Genomic DNA, 20774 nt, shown 5'->3' with positions numbered 1-20774 from the left:
TCATCGGCTACATCCCCAGAATGTTTCGCGATTACTATTCGCAACCGATGCCGTCCCATACAACCGTTGGTGTGCAATCGAAGGATTGACCGACGGGGACGACCCCGGCGGATAGAGCAAGCCTAAATATCCTTGCGGTTCTCATCATTCGGGCCATGGCTCTTCAACGCCCCAGTCGCCCCAGAAGCAATAGTTTTGCGGCCGCCCGTCGGTCGATATCCCATGGGGCTGGACTTGTTCGACCAAGGTCGCCCCACCAGCGGCGCGGTTCGACGAAGATGTTGAGACAGGTCGACGATAGCGTGTTTCAAAGTCAACCCTCGGTGGAATCGGGCGAAGCGGCCATTATCCGACTTCCAGTCGCTGTTAATTTTCTGTTAATGATAATCGGGGTCGCTCCTCTGGGGAAAAAACATGTCAAAAATCGTCTCGCGCGACGCCTATCTGGCGCTCGCGAAAATCATAGAGGATGCTCGCCGCGATGCCGGTCTCACACAAACAGAATTGGGCGCGCGCATGGGGGTCGGGCAAAAGTTCATATCGATGATCGAAATCGGAGGACGACGAGTCGATGCTCTCGAACTGCTGGCATTTGAGCGCGCGCTTGGATTGGAGAAATTCGCGCTTTTGAAACGCGTATTGATGTGCGGGGATCGTCGAAAAGCTCAGAGCTCCACGGAAATTCGATCCAAAATGGCGTAAATATAGAGGGTAGATTAAAATGTTCTATTGACTCGGTTTGAGACTCCCTTAGCCTCCACGGCATCGTCAGGGAACTGCCTGTCGGTGCAACTGCGAAAGGGAGCAGCGCATGTCCTATGTAAATGATCAGGCACAGTTTTCGCCCGCTGGCGAAATCCAGGAATTGAGCTTCGATGAGATCGAACAGGTCGATGGCGCCAAGGCCACGGTATCGACAGTACTCGCCGTGGGGGCAGCTATCACCGGCGGCGCAGCGCTCGTACTGGCTGCTCCTGCAATTGTCGGAGTGACGGGAACCGCCGCTGCGGTATATGGTGCGACCTCTGCCGTTATGGCTCTTGGGTCGGCGCTCGCGGCCCTGAGCGAATAATTTGCGTGAAGCTGGGAGTGGCTGCGCCACTCCCAGTATAGCTTGGAGCTTGGTATGGCAAAAATAGTTGTAAAGAGTTTCTTTCGCGCACAGGAGTTTAATTCGAGATTTGAATTTAACCCCATGTCGTTTGACGCTTTATTCCTTTTTTTGATTTCCGCTTTTTCGGTTTTTGTTTATCCAATGGAACTCCCTGTAGAGAGCCCCATCTTAATAAAGGGGATTATGGTTAGCATAGGGTCTATATTTGTATTGGGCTTGATTTGCTCCATATCCGCCTTGCCGCGATCCGGAAAAAGTGAAAAGTTGAATGATGGAAATATCGTGGTCGCCAATTTCAAATATTATATATTGCTGTGCTTTGGACTCATCATTCTGTCATTTTTCATTCAAAGACTTATTTCTTAGGCTATTCGCCCCCTGATCGCCGCAAGATGCTTCGATGCACTTAATCCTCTTTGTTTCATGAATTGGTGGTTCGGGATTTTTCGTTGTTCCGTCTAGAGGTTCTATCCCAACGAGCCGAACATCTTTCGGGGGACGTTTCTATAGCGGTGCCAGTGCCGTGGCAGAGCATCGGCTATCTGCTGTTTGGCGGCGTAGCGGTTGCCGTCGCCTTCCTGTCGCTTGCGAGCTATTCGCGTGTCGAAACCGTCACCGGCACGATTACGCCCGACAAGGGCGTTGCGACGATCCTTCCAACACGCAGCGGCGTCATTTCATCCTTATCGGTCCGCGATGGACAGACGGTCGAAGCAGGCGCCGAACTCGCGTCGATCCGCGCCGAGGAAGACAGCGCGAGCGGCGTTTCGACGGCCGCGCAGATAGCGGCGGCCGTTGCCAATCAGGACGCCAGCCTTGCCGCGCAAATGACTGCCGCCAATGCCGCGTCGGACGCTCAGCTTCGCCAGCTGGCTGCGCAGCGTTCTGGCCTCACCGCCGAGATCGCCCAGCTCCAATCGCAAATCGGCCTGCAACGCGACCTGATCGAATCCGCGCAGAAGGATTATGACCGCGCCAGCAAAATCGCTGCGCGCGGTTTCATCAGTCAGCGCGACTTGCAGGTGCGCGAAGAGACATTGCTCGCCCGGCGGCAAGGCTTGTCGCAATTGACCCAATCGCTCGCGACGAAACAGTCCGCCCTAGCGGAAGCAGAACGTAGCGCGGCACAGGTGAGCGCGCAGGCGCAGGCGCAACATGCCGGCATCGCGGCAAGCCGAGCCGAGGTTGCCCAGCAAGCGGCGACCACGGCGGGATCGCGCGCCTATGTCTTGCGCGCACCTGTCGCGGGTAAGATCACGGCGCTCACCGCACGCATTGGACAGCCCGCCAGCACCCAGACTCCGCTGATGACCATTGTGCCGGCGGGGTCGGTGCTGCGCGCCGAACTGGCGGTGCCGAGTGCCGCGATCGGCTTCGTCAAGCCGGGGCAGACGGTGCGCCTGTCGGTCGATGCTTTTCCCTATCAGCGTTTCGGGACGGTGAAGGGGAAGGTGCTGACCGTCGCGACGAGTTCGATCGGCGTAGACGGTCCGGGCGGGACAACGATCCCCGTTTACCCCGTCATGGTTGCGCTCGACCGGGCGGCGGTATCCGCATTCGGCCGCGATGAACCCTTGGTGTCAGGAATGACGCTTTCCGCCCGCATCGTGACCGAGAAGCAATCGCTCCTCGAATGGCTGTTTGAGCCGTTGTTCGCCGTGCAGCGGCGATAGGCTGGGCACGGGGGCAAATATCATGCTCGATCTTGGATTCCTGACCCGCGCGCGGGTGCGCCTCGTGCGCCAGACCGAGATCGCCGAATGCGGCCTTGCATCACTGACGATGGTCGCCAATTACCACGGCCTCGACATCGACCTTGGCAGCATGCGCCGCCGCTTCGCGCCGAGCTTGCGCGGTGCAGCGCTCCGTTCGCTGATCGGGATCGCCGACAAGATCGGGCTGACGCCGCGCGCGGTTAAGCTGCCGCTTGAACAACTCGCCAACCTCCACGTCCCTTGCATCCTGCATTGGGATATGAACCATTATGTCGTGCTCGAACGGGTGAAGGGCGATCGGGCTCTGATACACAACCCCGACGGGCGTTCGAGGTGGATGCCGATGGCCGAGGTGTCCGACCACTTCACCGGCGTCGCGCTTGAGCTTCGTCCGAGCGATAACTTCGAGACCGGCAAGCAGCGCGAACGGCTCAAACTGTCGCAGCTCTGGCGGCGCATGACGGGCATGAAGCGCGCGCTCGCACAGGTGCTCGTGCTCAGCCTCGTCCTGCAAGCCTTCGTGCTCGCCTCGCCCTATTATATGCAGATCGCGATCGACAATGCGCTGCCCGCGCTCGACAACGACCTGCTGACCGTGCTCGCACTCGGCTTCGCTCTGTTCACACTGATCAACGTAGGCGCGACGCTACTGCGTTCGTTCGTGCTGCTCGTCGCGGGCACGTCGCTCGGGTTCGGGCTTGCCTCGAACATTGCGCGACGCCTGTTCCGCTTACCGATCGACTGGTTCGAGAAGCGGCACACGGGCGATATCCTCTCGCGCTTCCAGTCGATCCTTCCGATCCAGAATATGCTGACCCAAGGCGCGGTCGCCGCGATCGTCGATGGCGGGATGGCGATTCTGACGCTCGCGCTGATGGTCTGGTATAGCCCGCTGCTCGCCTTCGTCGCGCTGGTGGCCTTCGCGCTCTACGGCCTGGTCCGGTTTGTTTCCTTCGCCTTCGAACGCGAAGCGCAGGAAGCCGCGATCATCACCGGTGGCAAGGAGCAGACGACGCTGATCGAAACGCTGCGCGGGATGACGACGCTGCGCCTGTTCGGCCGCGAGACCTTGCGCCATGCCCTCTGGCAGACGCGGCTCACCGATGCCGTGAACGCCGACGTGCGCGTCGCGCGCATTGCCATCTGGCAGCAAACCGCGAATATCCTGATCTTCGGGATCGAGAATATCGTCACCATCTGGCTCGCGATCGGCTTCGTGATCGAGGGCGCGGGCTTTAGCGTCGGCATGGTCTTCGCCTATATGGCTTACAAGACCCAGTTCATTCAGAAGGCGGCGGCACTGATCGACCAAGGCATCGCCTTCAAGATGCTCGGGCTGCATCTTGAACGCCTGTCGGACATAGCCTTGTCTGACGAAGACAAGAGCTTCGGTGCCAGCGCCGACATCGAGACGCCCCTTAAGGGCCGGATCGAACTGCGGGACGTCTTTTACCGATACGCCCCGAGCGATCCGCTCGTCCTCGAAGGCGTCAATCTCACCGTCGAGCCCGGCGAGCATGTCGCGATAACCGGCCCTTCTGGCGGCGGCAAATCGACGCTCGTCAAGCTGCTGCTCGGACTTGTCGAGCCCGATAATGGCGATGTCGTCGTCGATGGCCTTCCGCTCGCGCGCTTCGGCTACAAGAGCTTCCACGGCCAGGTCGCGGCAGTTTTGCAGGAAGATAGCCTGTTCGCGGGCACGCTCGCCGACAATATCGCGCTGTTCGACGAGGCGGTCGATATGGAGCGGGTGGTCGCCTCCGCCGTTGCGGCGTCGATCCATGATGATATCGCGAAAATGCCGATGCAATATGAAACGCTGGTCGGAGATATGGGTTCGACACTTTCCGGCGGTCAGAAGCAGCGTGTGCTGCTCGCACGCGCGCTCTACCGGCAGCCCAAAATCCTCGTCATGGACGAGGGCACCGCGCATTTGGACGCGGCGCACGAGCAAGCCGTCAACGCCGCCATCGGCGCGATGGGTATTACCCGCATCATCATTGCGCACCGCAAGGAAACGATCGAGATTGCCGAGCGCATTCTCGTGATGGTCGCAGGCCAGCTTCACGAAATCCCGAGAGAGCAACTTGCCCCCCGACCCGCTTTGCCGGAGCAAAGCGACACCAGCGAAGGACCGTCCGAATGAAATATATGAGCCGCGCGACACTCGCCGCACTACTGCTGCTGAGCCAGCCTGCATTCGCTGACGAGGCTCCCCAGCGGCAGGACGATAAATGGGTCCAGGATTATACGGGTCGGCAAGCCGATCCCGCCGTCCGCTTCGGAACACTTCCGAACGGCCTGCGCTATGCGATCATGCGCAACACCACGCCGGCTGACGGTGTTGCGATGCGGATGCGGATCGGCTCGGGGTCGATCGAGGAACGCGACGAGGAACGCGGCCTTGCCCATTTCCTCGAACATATGGCGTTCCGCGGCAGCACCAATGTTCCCGACGGCGAGGTCGTGCGCATGTTGCAGCGCCTCGGACTCCAGTTCGGTCCCGACACCAATGCCGCCACGTCGCAAGAGCAAACGGTGTATATGTTCAACTTCCCCAAGGCCGACGCTGCCTCGCTCGACACGGGGCTTATGCTGTTCCGGGAGATTGGCGGACGCCTCAAGCTCGACGACACGCTCGTCGAGGCCGAAAAGGGTGTGATCCTGTCCGAAGAGCGGCTGCGCGACACGCCGCCTTATCGCGCTCTCAAGGCCAACCTCGGCAATGCGCTCGCCGGAACGCGCGCTGTCCAACGCTGGCCGATCGGCACCATCGAGACGATCAAGGCGGCGACCGGTGAGCGCTTGCGGCGCTATTACAACGCCAACTATCGTCCCGACAATGCGACGCTGATCGTCGTCGGCAACATCGACCCGGCAAAGGTCGAGACGGAGATCAAGGCGCGCTTCGCCGACTGGCGACCGGCAGGGACCGGGGACGATATCGATCTCGGCACGCCCGCCCCCAAAGGATCGGCCGCCGAGCATGTCGAAGCGGGCACGCAAGACCTTGTGACGCTGAGCTGGATCGGACCGGTTGATCGTCGGGCGTTTACCGAAGCGGTCGAGCGCGAGCGCTTCATCCAGCTTGTCGGATTGACGGTGCTCAACAATCGCCTCGCCGACCGGGCTGCCAAGCCCGGAAGCCCGTTCGTCGCGGGACAGGCGGCGCAGGTTCCCGCTCTCGTCGGCACGGCATCGCTCACCCAGATTGCGATCGTCGGCGCGCCGGACAAGTGGCGCGAGGCGGTCGATGCCGTCGCCGAGGAGCAACGCCGGCTCGTCGAGACAGGGATCGGTGCGGCCGAACTCGAACGTGCGAAGACGGTGCTTGGCACCTATTTCGAGACGCTGGCGTCGCAGGCGGCGACGCGCGAAAATGCCAAACTCGCCGATACGCTGCTCCAGACCGTGAACGAAAGCGCCCTGTTCACCAGCCCGGCGCAAGACCTGGTGCTCGTCAGGGATGTCCTTTCCAAGCTGACGGCCGACGAAGCGACCACCGCGCTGCGCGCTGCCTTCGTGGGCAAAGGACCGATATTGTTCCGGTCCGCGCAAACAGGACCGGCTACCGTCCCGGTCCTGAGCGCTGGTCTTGCCCAGGCCTATGCCCGCCCGCTTGCGGCGCAGGCGCAACAGGCCGCGATCGTCTGGCCCTATACGGATTTCGGCAAAGCCGGCACGGTCTTGTCGCGGAGCGAGGATGAACAGCTTGGCACGACGCTCGTGACCTTCGCCAACGGCGCGCGCCTCCTCGTCAAGCGCACCCCGTTCGAGGAAGGCAAGATCAGAGTTGCTGCCTGGTTCGGCGCCGGCCGCAAAGGCGCGCCCGCTGAACTCGCGCGCGCCCTTTGGGCGGTCGATCTTTTCTCGGTCGGCGGGACCGGCAAGCTCTCCACCGGCGATGTCACCCAATGGGCGCAGACGAGCGGCAAGTCGATCGCCATCGCTGCCACTGCTGATCGCGGCGGCTTTGCGCTGACCGGCACCACCCGTCCTGCCGATTTCGAGAGTCAGATGGAACTTCTCGCCGCCTTCGCCAGCGATCCGGGGTTCCGGCCCGAGCTTGGCGAGAAGATAGCCGCGGTCGCACCAATGGTTGCGGGACAGGTCGAGGCCAATGCCGGTGCCATGTTCAACCTCGAAGTCGATCGCGTCACGACCGGGGGCGATACGCGCTTCGCCTCGCTGCCTGCCCCGGCGGACCTTTCAGCCACCAAGGCCGACGATGTGGTGACGCTGCTGCGCCCCGCGCTCGCCGGTCCGGCCGACGTGACGATCGTCGGGGACATCAGCGTTGATGACGCAATTGCAGCGACCGCGAAGACCTTTGGCGCGCTCAAAGTGGAGAATCGTCCGGCAAGCACCGATGTGCACATTGCACCACTTGCCGCGCGCAACACCCCTTATGTCGTGACCCACAGCGGCCGCGCCGATCAGGCCTTCTATGGCGTCTATTGGCCGATGCCCGATTATCAGGCCGACCCCGCGCTCAGCTACACCGCCGATGTCGCGTCGGCCATCCTCCAGTCGCGTCTCGTCGATACAGTGCGCGAGAAGATCGGGATTACATATTCGCCGCAGGTCTCGTCGCTCGCTTCGCTGCAATTGCCGGGACAAGGCTATATCGGCGCGGCCATCGAGACGCCCGAGGCGAACTTTACCGCTTTCCGCGCGATTCTCGATCAGGAACTTGCCGCTATGGCTGCCAAGCCGGTGAGCGACGACGAATTCGAGCGCGCGCTTCAGCCCTTGATCGAAAGCGCGACGAAGCGGCTCGAAAACAATGAATATTGGATCGGCCGTCTTCCGCTTATTCTCCGCAATCCCGCGTTGAAGCAGTCGGTGACGGATGAAGTTTCTGGCTTGCAAGCGGTGTCGGCTGCCAAGGTTCAGGATATGATCCGCCGCTTCGTCACAGTCAAAAAGCCGCTCGTTGTAATCTCCAAGGCAAAATGACGAATTGCTCCGCTGCGTTCGATGGACGAACGCAGCGGAGCAATGACCCGGAGCGCCAGCCCCGCTGCCTTCGGATGATCGGCGCAGCGTGCTATCTGCTCTGAACTGAAGCCTTGTATCGCCTTATGGCGGATCACGCATGTGACCGGGATGGAAAAGCTGCCGCGACCGCGTCTCCTGCAGCCGGGTGAAGAGGGGAGGAAAAGCCTCGCCTCCGCTCGGCGGGTAGCAAACAGGAGAAAATCCATGACCATCGATAACGACGCCGCCTCGTTCGAGGCGGCGCTGCGGCTCTGCGCGTCGTGCGCGGATGTCTGCATCCTTCGGCGCGTGCGGCCGATTGCCGAACTTGTGAACGACGGACCGCCGATTGGACGGACGCGGCGCATTGCGATCGTCGATACCGAAACGACCTCGGTCGATGTCCAGACCGCCGAGGTCATCGAAATCGCTGCTGCCGTGGTGCTGGTCGACGACGCCGGTGAAATCCGCGCCATCGAGACAGCGCTTCGCGGCCTCCGCGATCCCGGCATTCCGATCCCGGCCCAGGTGCAGCGGCTGACCGGCATATCTGACGACAACGTGGCGGGACGGGCGCTGAATGTGCCGCGCTGGGAAGCACTGCTCGGCGGGTCTGACCTGATTGTCGCGCACAACGCGGCCTATGATGCTCCCATTGTTGAACGCCTGTTGCCCGGGATCAAGGGGCATGCCTGGGCCTGTTCGATGCGCGAAATCGATTGGGCGGCGCATGGGTTCGATGGCGCAAAACTCGGTCACCTCCTCATGCAGATCGGTCACTTCAGCACCGGGCACCGGGCGGACGCCGATGTGATCAGTCTCGCGCATCTGCTGACCTATCGTCCGGACGGCGCGCGCCCGCTGATCGCGGAGCTGCTTGCGCGGGCAGCGCAGCCGTCGCTGCGGATCGAGGCAACGGGCGCGCCGTTCGACAAGCGCCATCTCCTCAAGGCGCACGGCTATCGCTGGGACGCGCGCGAGAAGGTATGGTGGCGCGAGATCGCCGAAGCTGCGCATGAGACCGAGGTTCTATGGCTTTCGCGCGATGCGGAACTCCGCGCAACGCCGCGCGTGACCCAACTCAGCTGGCACACTCGTTATCGGTAAGGGGACGGCCTCGCTGCTCAGGTCGCGCGAGCAGCGAGGCCAGCGGGCGTTCAAATCCACAACGCTCGCATGAACAGGAGGTCGCAACCTCGCCGTTCCCACAGCCGCTTAGCCTCCAATTTTCAAAATCCGGTAAATCAACAGCCTGCGGCCATTGCTGGCGCCTGCAGGCGCAAGCCTCCGCCGATGCGGCGGGATTGAGCACCGTGAGAGAGCGGAAAAAGGCTCCGGCCAAAGCGGCCGTCACCCAAGAGTAAGGAATACAGCATGAACGACACCATGATGCAGGCGCTGCAGCAGGAGAAACACGCCTGGGCTCTGCGCCACGAAATGGGCTTCCCGGCGGACCACAAGCTAACGCCGTCAATCGAATTCGGCACCGGCGGCGCGATCGACGGGTGCATCGTGCGTGAACTGGTTCTCCGCGCGATGGAGTGTGACCAGGACATTATTTATGCTGGTTCGGCACATGTCGGCATGTCCGGGCCGCGTGAATATCTGGCAGTTATGCGCAACCAGCATTTGATCCACATCTTTCGATGCCGACCCTGGTCGGGCGACAGCAATGCGCCGGTCATCCTCGTGTCGGAATGCGGGAAAGTCACGATCCGGCTCGGCAGTGATGGCGCGTTCGAGTGTCTGGCGGGAGCGCCCTCCGACATCGCGGTCGGACATTGTCGAGCCTTGGCTCGCATCGAACACGTCGCCGCCGAGACGCGCTCTCGGATCTAGACGCACACGTCCCAGCCGCGCGCCAGCGACAAATAATCGGGGCCGGTGCCGGCACCCAACATTCTCAACCCACTTAACATCGCGGCAGGCCGAGCCTGCCGCGCATTCCAAGGAAATTTCTATGAAATACGAACCCCGTATCGGCGTTGAACGCCGACCGCGCAGCTATATCGTGCTCGACGTCGAGTCCGCCGTCATCGATGAAAGCGGTCATCGCCGTTACCAGGCCACAGAGCGATATAGCCCCGGCAACGACAACAACCAGCCCGCGCGCCGCGGCTATACCCGCAGCGAAGATCCGCTGACTTGCCCGCGCTGGGTGTTCCAGACCATCGTCACCGCGTCTGTCATGGTGCTGACCGAGCATGCCGACGGTAATCTGGACATCGCGCAGTTCGTTACCTTGAGCCAGCCGGACCATGACGAGCGCGCAATCGTGGCCGGCCTGTTCCAGTTGCTGCAGACCTGGCCAGACGCCGAGCTCGTGACGTGGGCGGGGATGGTGCACGACATTCCGCTGATCATGATGGCGGCCTACAAGCATGGCCTGACCCTTCCCCGCAGCTGGCGCTGGCTGTCGTTCGGCGGCAACGATCCTGCTCGCCACCTGGACTTCGCTCGCATCGTGACCGGGGGGTTCAAGATGAAGCCGATCCATCTGGCCGAGGTGTTGGCAGCGCTCGATATCCCGGCCAAGATGACGGCGCCGGCGTTTGCAGTCACGGGACTCATTTATGCGGGCGCGTGGGACTCCGTGCAGGAAGCCTGTGAATGCGATACCATTGGCGTTTCGTTGCTACTCGCACGCTGGCGGCGGTGCCATGATGGTCGCGCCGATATCAATGTCGCGACGGATCGCCTCCTTCGCCGGATAATCGAATTGCGCGAGGGGCGTGGCTATGTCGCAGAACTGCAAGCGCGGCGACGACGGTTTCTGTGGGAATCGGTCCGCCGGGTTTTGGCGGCCTAGGTCAAAGCACCTTCGAGACGGTCACGCTCAGATCTCATGAACCTAAAGGCTTCTCCTGCGGTTGAGGTATTCAGGCTTGGGGGGGTGGCTCTTCGGAGCGCTCAGCATCGCGCCATCGAAGGCCGCAAGTTGCTCCCCAAGCACTGAATCGTCGCCGAGCCATTATCGGCAAGAGAAGGAAATGCGGCACTCAGGTCGCCGAAAAATCTCTGCGTCTTGTAAAGCTGAATGTAGTCCTTCGTGTATTTATTGCTACTACTAAGCCGGCCATAGGTCGCTCTAGGCGGCGCGATGTCGGTCACGGCTGCTGCCGGCGCTGCTTGTTCGCCGCTCGATTTGGCCGAACCATTCGCCTCTTTCTTTGCCACTTGCGTCTCCCTTAAACGTGTTCCGGATCATCGAGGGACGACGTCGAGAGCGGCCCCCTTAGCCCTTTGGGTAACCGCTTTGCGGCGGCTGTCAACGACGGCGCGTAGAACCTGCGCAAATGATCGACATGTAAATTGCAGCCATTTTGGAGTTATTATCGTCAACCTTATTTACTGTTCTCGCCGGTGTTTTTGGAAAAGGCGCAGAAATGCGACGTTGCAGCGCGGTTAATATTCTGTTCGCTCCGATCTCCGGACCAATGCATAATGAAAATCAGCAAGAAATTGCGGTTGCATGATTGGCGGGTTGTGGCATCAACCGTATGTCGGGGTAGGGAATCTCGGCTGATTCCACATGCTTATCGTCAGGCTAAGTCTGGCGATTGTTAGCGTGTGCCTGAGGGGCGGGGGCGGTGCGATGCAAGTAATTCTGCGGGTCCTGTTGTGAAGAGCAAGGCCGCCACGTCCGCCTTGGTAGCAGTGCCGCCAGCGGCGCCTAAACTTGTTTGGAAAAGCGGCGATGATCGCAAAGGATTGACGGTATGAGGCGGCGCGACCTGATAGGGGCGATGGCCGCATGCGGCTTGCTTGCGGCTTGCGGCAGTGAGCCCGGATCATCCGGGGCGGCAGGAAAAGGCACTAATACGCTACGTTACAAGATGACGGTTGAGGTGGACACCCCTCATGGCATCAAGAGCGGATACGCAATCCGCGAACTAACAAGGCGGAGGCCTTCTGACTCCCTAGGAATTGGTCAAGATCGTGGGTCAACGAAATTGCGTGGTGATGCCGTGGTCGTTCGCCTTCCCGATAATAGGGAAGTATTCGCATTGTTAACTGGTGTGTCTGGAGATGTGAACTACTCAACACAAATTATCTACTGGTCTGAATTGTGGGGAAAGCCGGAAGGGGCTTCGTTGGAGCTTTACCCAGCGATACCGAGGATGGACAGTTTAGACAGCGGAAATGCGCTGCCCATGCTGGTCCGCTTCGCAGTCCAGAACGATTCGCGAACGGTTGAGCAATTGAGACCCGAGGAGTTTGAAAGAGTATTTGGTGCTGGGGTGAAGATAAGGAGAATTTCGGTCAGCATAACTGCCGATCCAGTCACCAATTTCCTGGAGAATCACCTAGAAGGTCTGGGCATTAATAAGAACGAGAGTCTTGACGGGGATTTTCGACCTACGACCAGACCAACTTTGGCTCAGAAGCTTGGGTATAACGATTTTACTAGGGAGCAATAGAGATGAATAGGGATCTGTTTATCACTATTCTCTCTATGGACTCATATAATCGAGGCTATGGACAATCTATCAGAGAGGATAAGCTTCGGGGTAGTCGGGTCGGGGAGGAAATTGGTCACGTTGCAGCTGCTAACTGTCGCGTGGCTGGAGGATTTGGTGCATGATTTCCCGCCGAGGCTTCGCCTGCTCGATAGCGTTGATTTTGCCGCTTCTGGGAATGTCTGCCTGTGACCAGCCAATCGACGCTGGCCAGTTTGCATCATTTTATGAACCTTATCGTTTTCGTCTTGTCATCAACGTGGAAACGCCGGACGGTCCTAGGGTTGGCAGTGGAGTCATCGAAGTAAGATGGTCGGATTCCAGCTTCAAGGTAATCGGAGAAGCTGTACCCATTGATTTGCCGAACGGAGAGACATTGTTCGTTCTGCTCCAATCGCGAGGCGACGTCGATTGGGCAAGCAAGTCGGTGACTTGGATTCCGGAGGATTTGCGTAAGTCGTGGGCCATGCCCAAATCCGAAGGCGGTCCACCTGCAAGCGAACGCGGTAAATTCTTCTGGCACAATGTGGCCGCCTTCCGTGGCACAGTTCCAGTCCCGAGAACGAGGAAGTTGCCGTCATCAGTTGTAGAAAACTATCCTCTGATTGTGCGTTTTGCGGACGCAAACGATCCTTCGACAATAGCAGAAGTTGACCCAGATAAATTTTCTAAAAGTCTTGGTTCTGGATACAGTCTTGTGAGTATAATTGCGACGTTTACGGATGCTCCAGTTTCTACAGGGATTCGCAAACGCCTTCCATGGATTGATGATTATGATCGTCGAGACGCTCGTCTGAATGGAAGTACGAGCGTAGCGATTGCGACTAACGACTTGGCCGACAATCTTGGTGCTGGCGCGTTTAGTGTAGGAACTCCCCAATGAACCGCAAAGTTTTTCTGTCGATATTGGCGATGGATGCCTATGCGCAGATATTCCATATCGTATGACGAGTATCCATTCAACATCTTGTGAATTCGTCATTGTTTGCCCCCAACGATAATTGCCTCAGGTGACTTATGCGCCTCAACCTCCCGGCGACTTTGTGCTGCATCATGTGCCGGCCGATGGAGGGTATTCTGAAAAGCAATCCGACATTAACGTCGCCCTGTCTGTCATCTGCGACGGAGAGGATGACGTTTACGATGGCGCATTCTTGCTTTCGGCGGATTCCGATCAAGTGGCGACAGCAAAATTCTTCAAAGCTCGCTTGGAAGAAAAGGGCAAAAGGCTTTTTGCAGCGATCCCACCCGGTCAGACCTATCCGCCTGACTACAAAGGGCTTGGCGTCCCGCGTCGAAACATCTCGCTTCCAATGATCGAACGATGTGTAATGGGCGCACAGGTCGAAGGTGCTAATGGACTTATCAATCGCCCGCCGGAATACGACCCTCCGGCCGATTGGGTTCATCCAGATGATCGCCCGAAAGGGAAGCCGCCTAAAATCCCGGCTGGGACCAAGTGGCGCACCGTCGCCAAGGGCTAAATTCAAACTAATACAACTACCGTAGCGACGGCGCACTGGCGCAAGCTTGAGGAGCGCGTGGGCACGGGTGTGGGCAATCCCTTTCCGCTGGTTCTTGTTAGTCTTCCCTACGATATGGTCTCTTTTGGGGGCGGGCAGGAGCTTCTCGCCGAAGCCGCGATGCTCGAGCAGACACACCCTGAGACGGCGGATGGCCTGAACGGCTGGCGGTTGACCGCACCGCACCCGGTCGGGGTTGGGAAGGTTTGCGAATGGCGCGCAGTTGAGTTGTGGCGACTTTGGTGAACGTGCTTGTCTTGCTGCCGCTCCTAATTCATTCACATAGCATCGGGGCGTCACGTCGCCGTCGAGCGGTCGGGGTGAGGATGATGCGGGTAGCGCGGATCGTAATTCAGAATTTTCGCACCTTCGCGTCGCTTGACGTGAATGTCGCTGATGATCTGTGCTGCATCATCGGCGAGAACAACACCGGCAAGACTGCTATCCTGCGCGCGATCCAGATTTGTCTCGACAATATGTTGCCGTCGAGTTTCCGGTCATTGCTGCGCGAGGACATCCACTCCGCGATCGATATCGCCGAGCCGAGCCAAGTTCTGATCGGCATTGAGCTGACTGGGTTTGAGGGCAGGGTGAACGAGGAGGCACTGGTCAGCACCTGGAAGACGGCCGCGGATCGTGCGCGCATATTCTACCGCTTCCGCCCGCGCCCGGCTGTCCGGGAGCAGCTTGCGAGTGGTGACGTCATACCCGGCACTTTGACCCTTGAGGACTATCAATGGGAAATCCGCGGCGGCGGTGATCCTGCGATCGACCTCACCGAGATTGCCTGGAATGACGAGGGGATCGGCGAGTCCGTGCGCTTTGCTGACCTGCAATCCTACCTACTCGTCCAACTCCCCGCGCTCCGCGATGTCGAGAATGATCTACGCAATCCACGCCAGTCACCGCTTATCCGCTTGATCGAGGCGTTCGAGATCGATGCGGCTGAGCAGGATGCCCTGATTGCCATGCTTGACCAGGCCAATCATGCAATCGCGAACTCGCCGACGATCGCCGAGATAGCAGGAGCAATCGACACGCGCTTCAAAGATGTCTCCGGCCCCGCGTTCGAGATGGACGCCACGCTCGGTCTATCCGCCGCGACCTTCCGCGCGATTATTCGCAACCTGAAAATCATCTTGTCGGACTTGTCGCTTACGTCGTTCGAACCCGGCCGAAACGGTCTTGGCATGAACAATATCCTCTACATCGCGATCCTGATGGAATATCTCCAGCGGCGGATCGCACTCAACCGATCGGCCGGCCAACTGATCCTGATCGAGGAACCCGAAGCGCATCTCCATCCTCAGTTGCAATTCTCGCTGATCGCGGCGTTGCGCGCGATCGGCGTGCAGACAATCCTGACCAGTCACAGCACGCAGGTGACCTCACAAGTACCGCTGAGCAGCATCATATCCCTCACCAAGCGAAATGACGCGACCATTGCTGCTGGCAATCTTGCGCTTAATGCGGCGCTGAGCGCGCCAGAGATTGCCGATCTCGAACGCTATCTTGACGCAACAAAGAGCGCATTGCTCTACGCCCGCAAGGTCATGCTGGTTGAAGGACCAGCCGAGATGTTCCTGATCCCGGCACTGATCGAGCAGGTGCACGACGTGAAGCTCGAGCGGCTCGGCATTTCGGTTATCGCAATTCATGGCGTCCATTTCGGCGTCTATGCCAAGCTGTTCCGCGCTGGCTCCCTTGAAAAAAAATGCGCCATCGTGGCCGATGCTGATATGAAGCCTTCCGACGCAGAAGACTTCGATCCGGAAACCGACGCGCCCGACCTCGTGGCGCTGCAAGGCGATTTTGTGTCCACATTCGCGGGCGCTACGACTTTTGAACGCGAGTTGGTATCGGTCGGGCGTCTGCCGATGCTGATTGAGACCGTTCGTGCTCTCGGCGCGCCGCAAATCCTCGCGCAAATGGAGAATGGGCTTGAAAGGCTTGCGCTCGGGGGAATGGGCATCGCTGACGAAACGGCACTGCGCGTTGAACTGGGCCGTATTACGCTCAACACCGCCAAGCGTTTTGGCAAGGCCCGTTTCGCGCAGATAGCATCGCGCTACGCTAATCTTGCGACCGATCTGCCGCCTTACATTGAGCAGGCCTATGAGTGGCTCATCGAATGATCGGGCTGACACCCGAACAGCGCGAGGCGGTCGAACATGACGGCAATCTGTTGCTCACGGCTTGCCCGGGCAGCGGCAAGACGCGCGTCATTCTCGCTAAGCTGCTGGCGCTGGCCGATCAGGTGGTGGGCACATCCCAGTTCATCGGCTGCATCACCTATACTAATGCGGCGGTCGACGAGATCGAGGCCCGGTTGCGCACCTATGGCAACAATGTGATCGCAGACCGCTGTGAAATTTCGACGATTCACGCATTCTGCCTGCAATTCATCCTGCGTCCCTATAGCTGGCTCATTCCCGAAGTGCCGACATCGTTTCAAGTGCTGTCCCGCGAGAACAGCTTGTTCGAACAGATCGTAACGGCGGTCGAGGATGCGTTCGGCCGCATGCCAGCCGGACAGGTGTTCGAGGATTATGAATCGCTTCGCATTGACGTGAACGGCGAACCCTGCGGTTCGGGTATAGAGACGGGCATCGTCACTGCCGAATCCGCCGCTCTCTATTGGGAGTGGGTCCGCGCGCACGGATACCTCGATTTCGCGATGATCCTCTACTATTCATGGAAGATTATCGAACAGCATCCGTTCGTCGGACGCGGTATCGCGAGTCGTTTTGCTTGGCTGCTGATCGACGAATTCCAGGACACCACCGACATCCAAATCGCCATCTTCGGTGCTCTCCGAAATTTTCTCCACACCCGTTTCTTTCTTGTTGGTGACCAGAACCAGTCGATCATGCGCTTCGCCGGCGCTCGTCCCGAACTCGCAGAACAGTTCGGCGATCAGATCGACGCGCACCGAGATACATCGCTGACCGGCAACTTCAGATGCGGGACGGCGATAGTCAGCGCTGCATCAACACTCATTCCGACCGTTCCGGGTATGCAGTCGGCGGGCGATGCAGCCCAGCTCGAAGCGCAAGTAAACTATGTCCATGTCGCCCGGCCGATCGACGCCATCACAGATTATTTCCTGCCCGCCCTCCAGGATGCCGGCATCCCGCTCGGCAAGGCCGCGATCCTTGCGCCATGGTGGACGCATCTCATCCCCGTCGCTCGTGTTCTCCGCGAATTCAACGTTCCGGTCTTCGGTCCAGGTGCGCGCCCGTATAAGCGTCGGCGTCTGCTTGCCGGACTTGCCGAGCAACTTGGAGCCTGCGCCGAGGCGGGCAATTACCTCGGGGTTCCTGGGGTCGAGCGGGCACTGTTCCGGCTCATCGGTGATCTCACCGGGAACTCGCGCTACGATATGTTCAGCTATCAAGGGCGTCGCGTGGCGCTTGGCATGATCTATCTTGCTCGTGAGCTTGCCGACCAGCATCTGGGCGGTGTCCCTTGGCTGCGCGCCCTCGCCCGCGAGGCTGGTGACTATCTCGAGCACGAGGAATGGTTGCCGGCCAGCGCCAAACAGCCGCTGATCGATTCCGCCGAGGAAATGCTGTCCGATATGCAGGCCAGCAAGGTCGATCTTGCAAACCTGCTGATCTCCGATATGGGGCTGTTCGCCAATCCCGAGCATGCGCTCAAGCTGATCACGCTGCACAATTCCAAGGGGCGCGAATTTGACGGGGTCGCTCTGATCTGCATGAACTATGGCAGCATCCCGCATTTCTCGACATCAACGCAGGAGGCGTATGACGAGGCGCGACGGCTATTCTATGTTGGCTTGACCCGCGCCAAACGCATCCTTGTCATCGCATCCGATCAGTCTCACTGGAAGAACACACCAACCCCGTTTATCTCGGAGGCAGGCCTTGGATGAGCGCCTGCCCTGAGCCGAGCGGTCCCCGCGCCGGAAGGTCCATGCGAGTGTGGTCTAAATTTGACCGACAGGTAACAACAAAGCGCTTGTGGGCGTTGGCCAAGCAGCCCTCATAACGCTCTTGCAAGCAGAATTTCCCAACGATCTGAGTGCCCATCGCTTTGACGTCGGGTGCGCCATTTTCCGTTGCTCTTTATGGTGCGACATTGCCGCTCGCGGTCGGCTACGACATTTTCGTTCCGACCGGAAACGACCGATTGCGGACATCTTCTTCATCGTCATCCCGGACTTGATCCGGGATCCATTCACTCAGCGTCGGAATAATGGATCCCGGATCCAGTCCGGGATGACGACTGAGGTGAGCCCAGCGTGTATATGTGTTCCCCGGTGAAGGCCGGGGCCCATGGCTTTACGGCACCGACGTCAGCGTTCGACGCTCTGGACCCCGGCTTTCGCCGGGGTACACAAAGCGGCTCACCGCAACGCCCGCTCTCCACCCCGTTCGAGACATTCAGGCGCCGCCGCCAGTAGGGGGTCCCCCCGGCCTGGCGGGCATTAGCGACGCGGCATTGATCATCCTCGCTACGCCGGGCGCGCCAATCCCTTCCCATATTCAGGTATCGCAACGGCGCTCGCCCGCCTCACCGTGCGGCATTTCATTTATTCACGCACATGTGAGTGAGTGTTGACATCGCAGCGGACCGCGGTCATAAATCCGCGGCAGAGACGGCTTCGATAAGGCCGTCCAGGAGGGAGAGGTTTCATGAAGGCACCGTTGCTCGTGTCCGCTTCGGCGGTCGCCCTGTTCGCGCTACCCGTTGCTGCCCAGGCCCAGTCGTCCGACGCGCCGCCGCCCGCCGACGAGGCGGCACGGGACGGCGCGCGGCCCAGCGAAGATATCATCGTCACCGCGACGCGCCGTAGCGAGCGGCTGCAAGACGTGCCGCTCAGCGTCACGGCGTTCGGCCAGCGCGAGCTCGATGATCTGGGCATCGTCGGCTATGAAGGTATCGCGCAGAATACGCCCGGCATCGTCGTCAACCGGCCGACGCAGAATTTCAACAATTTCACTGCCCGCGGCATCAACACCAACGGCTATTCGGCGGGGCTGCAGAGTGCGGTCGCCATCTATGTCGACGAACTGCCGATCTCGGCGAACGGCAATTCGACCATCCTCGATCCCAATCTCTACGATGTCGAGCGCGTCGAGTTTCTGCGCGGGCCGCAGGGGACGCTGTTCGGATCGAACTCGCTCGCGGGTGCGATGCGGATCATCACCAAGAGCCCCGACCTCAATGCGTTTGCCGCCTCGGCGAGCGTCGATCTGGGGCTGACGGGATCGAGCGCGCTGCGCCAGCGCTACAATGCGATGGTCAACGTGCCGATCATGCAGGACGAAATGGGTCTTCGCATCACCGGCTATTATCGCAACGAGGACGGCTGGGTCGACAATATCGGCACCGGGATCAAGGATTCGAACAGCCTTGAAGCCTATGGCGGCCGCGCGATCCTGCTGATGCGGCCGAGCGACCGGATGAAGGTAAAGCTGCTCATTTCCTATGAGAACAGCAAGCCCGCCGATTCGGGCCTGATCAATCCGACGCTTGGCAAGTTCGTGCGCAATTCGGACCGGCCCGACCTGTTTCAGGGCAAGCTCACCAACTATAATCTCACGGTCAATTACGAGTTTGATTTCGCCGAGCTGATCAGTTCGACGACGCTGTCGACCTATGATGCGTCCTTCTATGTCGACCTGGCCGGCACCTATGCGCAGGCTTTTCCCTTCGCGCTCGACGCCTATGGCTATGACGATCTGTTCGTTCAGGAAACGCGGCTCGTCTCGCGCGGCGACGGGCCGTTCCAGTGGGTCGCGGGCTTCTTCTATTATGATAAGCGCCGGAGCGTCGATTTCGCCTACCGGTCGAGCCCCGAATATCTGGCGGCGAAGAATATCGTCGGGCTGCCCGACGAATATTATCAGCGCTTCAACAGCTATACCGACCAGAGCGAGGTCGCGGGCTTCGGCGAGCTGACCTACAAGTTCAGCGACAAATTCTGGATCACCGGCGGGCTGCGCTACGGCAATACGCAGGTGCAAAGCTTCACCCGCGGCGGCGGCTACAACAGCAATTACCTGACCATCGCCTATTGCCTTTCCTTCCCGGCGGCGTGCGGCTTTTATGTGCCGCCGCTTGCGATCACCTCGATCCCCTATGCCGAGGGGCTGAAGGTTTCGGACGACCGCCTGTCGTGGAAGGCGAGCGCGTCGTGGAAGCCGAGCGAGGATCTGACGACCTATGTCACGGTATCGACCGGCTTCCGTACCCCGGTTGTCAATGCGCGCGCCGGGCTGGTGAGCACGATCGATCCCAATGATATCGTCATCCCCAGCGGCGCCCGTTCGGACAGCGTGACCAACTATGAGGCTGGGCTGAAGGGCCGGTGGCTGGGCGGCGATCTGACCGCCAATCTTGCCGCCTACTATATCGACTGGAAGAATATCCAGGTCCAGGCGAACCGCGTGTCGGATTCGATCCAGTTCGCGACCAATATCGGCGGCGCCGAAAGCTATGGTCTGGAGTTCGAGATCATGGCGCGGCCCATCCAGGGCCTCAGCCTCGCGGTCAACGGATCGTTCAACGAGGCGAAGGTGACCAAGCTGACGGCGGTCGAGGCGGCCATTTCGGGCGCCGAAGTCGGCACCCGGCTGGCCTCGCCCCATTTCCAGGGCTCGGCGACGCTGCGCTATGATTTCCAGATGGCCGGCAGCAACAGCGGCTTCGGCGCGGTGAACGTGTCGCATGCGGGGTCATTCCCCAACCAGTTCCCGAACGTGCCGGGCAAGCCCAATGTGGTCAGCCCGACGTTCGATTATACCGAGGCCTGGACCAACGTGAACCTTTACGCGGGGGTCAAGCTCGGCGCGCTCGGGCTGACCGCCTATGTCGAAAATCTCTTCAACGACAGTTCGATCACCTACGTCCATCCCGAAGCCTTCCTCGACGGTCGCTACGCCCGGATGCGCCCGCGCACCGTCGGCGTTCGCGCGGACTATCGCTTCTGATCGGCCGGAGCAGGAGAGACATC

15 protein-coding genes are annotated in these 20774 nt (G+C 59.8%); 14 read left to right on the top strand and 1 reads right to left on the bottom strand.

Translation table 11 applies throughout. From position 1 onward, the window contains the following. The first annotated feature begins 414 nt into the window (after nucleotides 1–414). The 8 genes from ATE59_RS11415 to ATE59_RS11380 all read left to right on the top strand — a co-directional run bounded on the left by ATE59_RS11415 (nucleotide 415) and on the right by ATE59_RS11380 (nucleotide 10618). Nucleotides 415–702 (top strand): helix-turn-helix domain-containing protein, encoded by a 288-nt coding sequence (locus ATE59_RS11415; protein WP_003042447.1) that lies wholly within the window; start codon nucleotides 415–417, stop codon nucleotides 700–702. A 109-nt stretch (nucleotides 703–811) separates the two neighbouring features. Further along, nucleotides 812–1072: a hypothetical protein gene (locus ATE59_RS11410; protein ID WP_003042449.1), complete on the top strand. Its 261-nt coding sequence runs from the start codon at nucleotides 812–814 to the stop codon at nucleotides 1070–1072. Nucleotides 1073–1632: 560 nt separating this feature from the next. Then, nucleotides 1633–2787 carry an HlyD family secretion protein gene (locus ATE59_RS11405; protein ID WP_003042451.1) on the top strand — a complete coding sequence of 385 codons (1155 nt, stop codon included), beginning with the start codon at nucleotides 1633–1635 and terminating at the stop codon, nucleotides 2785–2787. 22 nt (nucleotides 2788–2809) lie between these two features. After that, complete coding sequence (locus ATE59_RS11400; protein ID WP_003042454.1) at nucleotides 2810–4975, top strand: peptidase domain-containing ABC transporter; 2166 nt, start codon at nucleotides 2810–2812, stop codon at nucleotides 4973–4975. Beyond that, nucleotides 4972–7788 carry a M16 family metallopeptidase gene (locus ATE59_RS11395; protein WP_003042456.1) on the top strand — a complete coding sequence of 939 codons (2817 nt, stop codon included), beginning with the start codon at nucleotides 4972–4974 and terminating at the stop codon, nucleotides 7786–7788. Before ATE59_RS11400 ends, ATE59_RS11395 begins: the two co-directional genes overlap by 4 nt. Before the next feature lie 150 nt (nucleotides 7789–7938). After that, nucleotides 7939–8916 carry a 3'-5' exonuclease gene (locus tag ATE59_RS11390; RefSeq protein ID WP_156001003.1) on the top strand — a complete coding sequence of 326 codons (978 nt, stop codon included), beginning with the start codon at nucleotides 7939–7941 and terminating at the stop codon, nucleotides 8914–8916. Between the two features lie 267 nt (nucleotides 8917–9183). Next, a complete protein-coding gene (locus ATE59_RS11385) occupies nucleotides 9184–9648 on the top strand; it encodes a hypothetical protein (protein ID WP_003042461.1) in 465 nt (154 codons plus the stop codon). A gap of 121 nt (nucleotides 9649–9769) precedes the next feature. Further along, nucleotides 9770–10618, top strand: coding sequence for a hypothetical protein (locus tag ATE59_RS11380; RefSeq protein ID WP_003042464.1), 849 nt, complete (start codon nucleotides 9770–9772; stop codon nucleotides 10616–10618). Nucleotides 10619–10719: 101 nt separating this feature from the next. Here the strand turns inward: ATE59_RS11380 and ATE59_RS17840 are convergent, their stop codons facing one another. Then, nucleotides 10720–10986 carry a hypothetical protein gene (locus tag ATE59_RS17840; protein ID WP_156001005.1) on the bottom strand — a complete coding sequence of 89 codons (267 nt, stop codon included), beginning with the start codon at nucleotides 10984–10986 and terminating at the stop codon, nucleotides 10720–10722. A 542-nt stretch (nucleotides 10987–11528) separates the two neighbouring features. Here ATE59_RS17840 and ATE59_RS17835 point away from each other — a divergent pair. The 6 genes from ATE59_RS17835 (at nucleotide 11529) to ATE59_RS11360 (ending at nucleotide 20751) form a co-directional block, all read left to right on the top strand. Beyond that, nucleotides 11529–12230 carry a hypothetical protein gene (locus ATE59_RS17835; protein ID WP_156416778.1) on the top strand — a complete coding sequence of 234 codons (702 nt, stop codon included), beginning with the start codon at nucleotides 11529–11531 and terminating at the stop codon, nucleotides 12228–12230. Between the two features lie 160 nt (nucleotides 12231–12390). Next, nucleotides 12391–13152 (top strand): hypothetical protein, encoded by a 762-nt coding sequence (locus tag ATE59_RS17830; RefSeq protein ID WP_156001009.1) that lies wholly within the window; start codon nucleotides 12391–12393, stop codon nucleotides 13150–13152. Nucleotides 13153–13279: 127 nt separating this feature from the next. Further along, nucleotides 13280–13753, top strand: coding sequence for a hypothetical protein (locus ATE59_RS17825; RefSeq protein ID WP_156001011.1), 474 nt, complete (start codon nucleotides 13280–13282; stop codon nucleotides 13751–13753). Between the two features lie 365 nt (nucleotides 13754–14118). After that, nucleotides 14119–15927 carry an ATP-dependent nuclease gene (locus tag ATE59_RS11370; RefSeq protein ID WP_156001013.1) on the top strand — a complete coding sequence of 603 codons (1809 nt, stop codon included), beginning with the start codon at nucleotides 14119–14121 and terminating at the stop codon, nucleotides 15925–15927. Further along, nucleotides 15924–17687, top strand: coding sequence for a UvrD-helicase domain-containing protein (locus tag ATE59_RS11365; protein ID WP_003042472.1), 1764 nt, complete (start codon nucleotides 15924–15926; stop codon nucleotides 17685–17687). The genes ATE59_RS11370 and ATE59_RS11365 overlap by 4 nt, the downstream gene beginning before the upstream one ends. A gap of 763 nt (nucleotides 17688–18450) precedes the next feature. Further along, nucleotides 18451–20751 (top strand): TonB-dependent receptor, encoded by a 2301-nt coding sequence (locus ATE59_RS11360; protein WP_058812510.1) that lies wholly within the window; start codon nucleotides 18451–18453, stop codon nucleotides 20749–20751. The last annotated feature ends 23 nt before the right edge of the window (nucleotides 20752–20774 follow it).

It is taken from the genome of Sphingopyxis sp. A083 (genome assembly GCF_001468495.1).
Lineage (GTDB): Bacteria > Pseudomonadota > Alphaproteobacteria > Sphingomonadales > Sphingomonadaceae > Sphingopyxis > Sphingopyxis terrae.
This window is presented reverse-complemented; position numbering and strand designations above follow the sequence as displayed.

What these genes read in the sequence shown, in the direction of transcription:
- ATE59_RS17830 (WP_156001009.1), top strand. Translation starts at nt 12,391, where the DNA reads ATGATTTCCCGCCGAGGCTTCGCCTGCTCGATAGCGTTGATTTTGCCG.
- ATE59_RS11400 (WP_003042454.1), top strand. Translation starts at nt 2,810, where the DNA reads ATGCTCGATCTTGGATTCCTGACCCGCGCGCGGGTGCGCCTCGTGCGC.
- ATE59_RS11365 (WP_003042472.1), top strand. Translation starts at nt 15,924, where the DNA reads ATGATCGGGCTGACACCCGAACAGCGCGAGGCGGTCGAACATGACGGC.
- ATE59_RS11380 (WP_003042464.1), top strand. Translation starts at nt 9,770, where the DNA reads ATGAAATACGAACCCCGTATCGGCGTTGAACGCCGACCGCGCAGCTAT.
- ATE59_RS11395 (WP_003042456.1), top strand. Translation starts at nt 4,972, where the DNA reads ATGAAATATATGAGCCGCGCGACACTCGCCGCACTACTGCTGCTGAGC.
- ATE59_RS11360 (WP_058812510.1), top strand. Translation starts at nt 18,451, where the DNA reads ATGAAGGCACCGTTGCTCGTGTCCGCTTCGGCGGTCGCCCTGTTCGCG.
- ATE59_RS11385 (WP_003042461.1), top strand. Translation starts at nt 9,184, where the DNA reads ATGAACGACACCATGATGCAGGCGCTGCAGCAGGAGAAACACGCCTGG.
- ATE59_RS11410 (WP_003042449.1), top strand. Translation starts at nt 812, where the DNA reads ATGTCCTATGTAAATGATCAGGCACAGTTTTCGCCCGCTGGCGAAATC.
- ATE59_RS11370 (WP_156001013.1), top strand. Translation starts at nt 14,119, where the DNA reads ATGATGCGGGTAGCGCGGATCGTAATTCAGAATTTTCGCACCTTCGCG.
- ATE59_RS17835 (WP_156416778.1), top strand. Translation starts at nt 11,529, where the DNA reads ATGAGGCGGCGCGACCTGATAGGGGCGATGGCCGCATGCGGCTTGCTT.
- ATE59_RS11390 (WP_156001003.1), top strand. Translation starts at nt 7,939, where the DNA reads ATGGAAAAGCTGCCGCGACCGCGTCTCCTGCAGCCGGGTGAAGAGGGG.
- ATE59_RS11415 (WP_003042447.1), top strand. Translation starts at nt 415, where the DNA reads ATGTCAAAAATCGTCTCGCGCGACGCCTATCTGGCGCTCGCGAAAATC.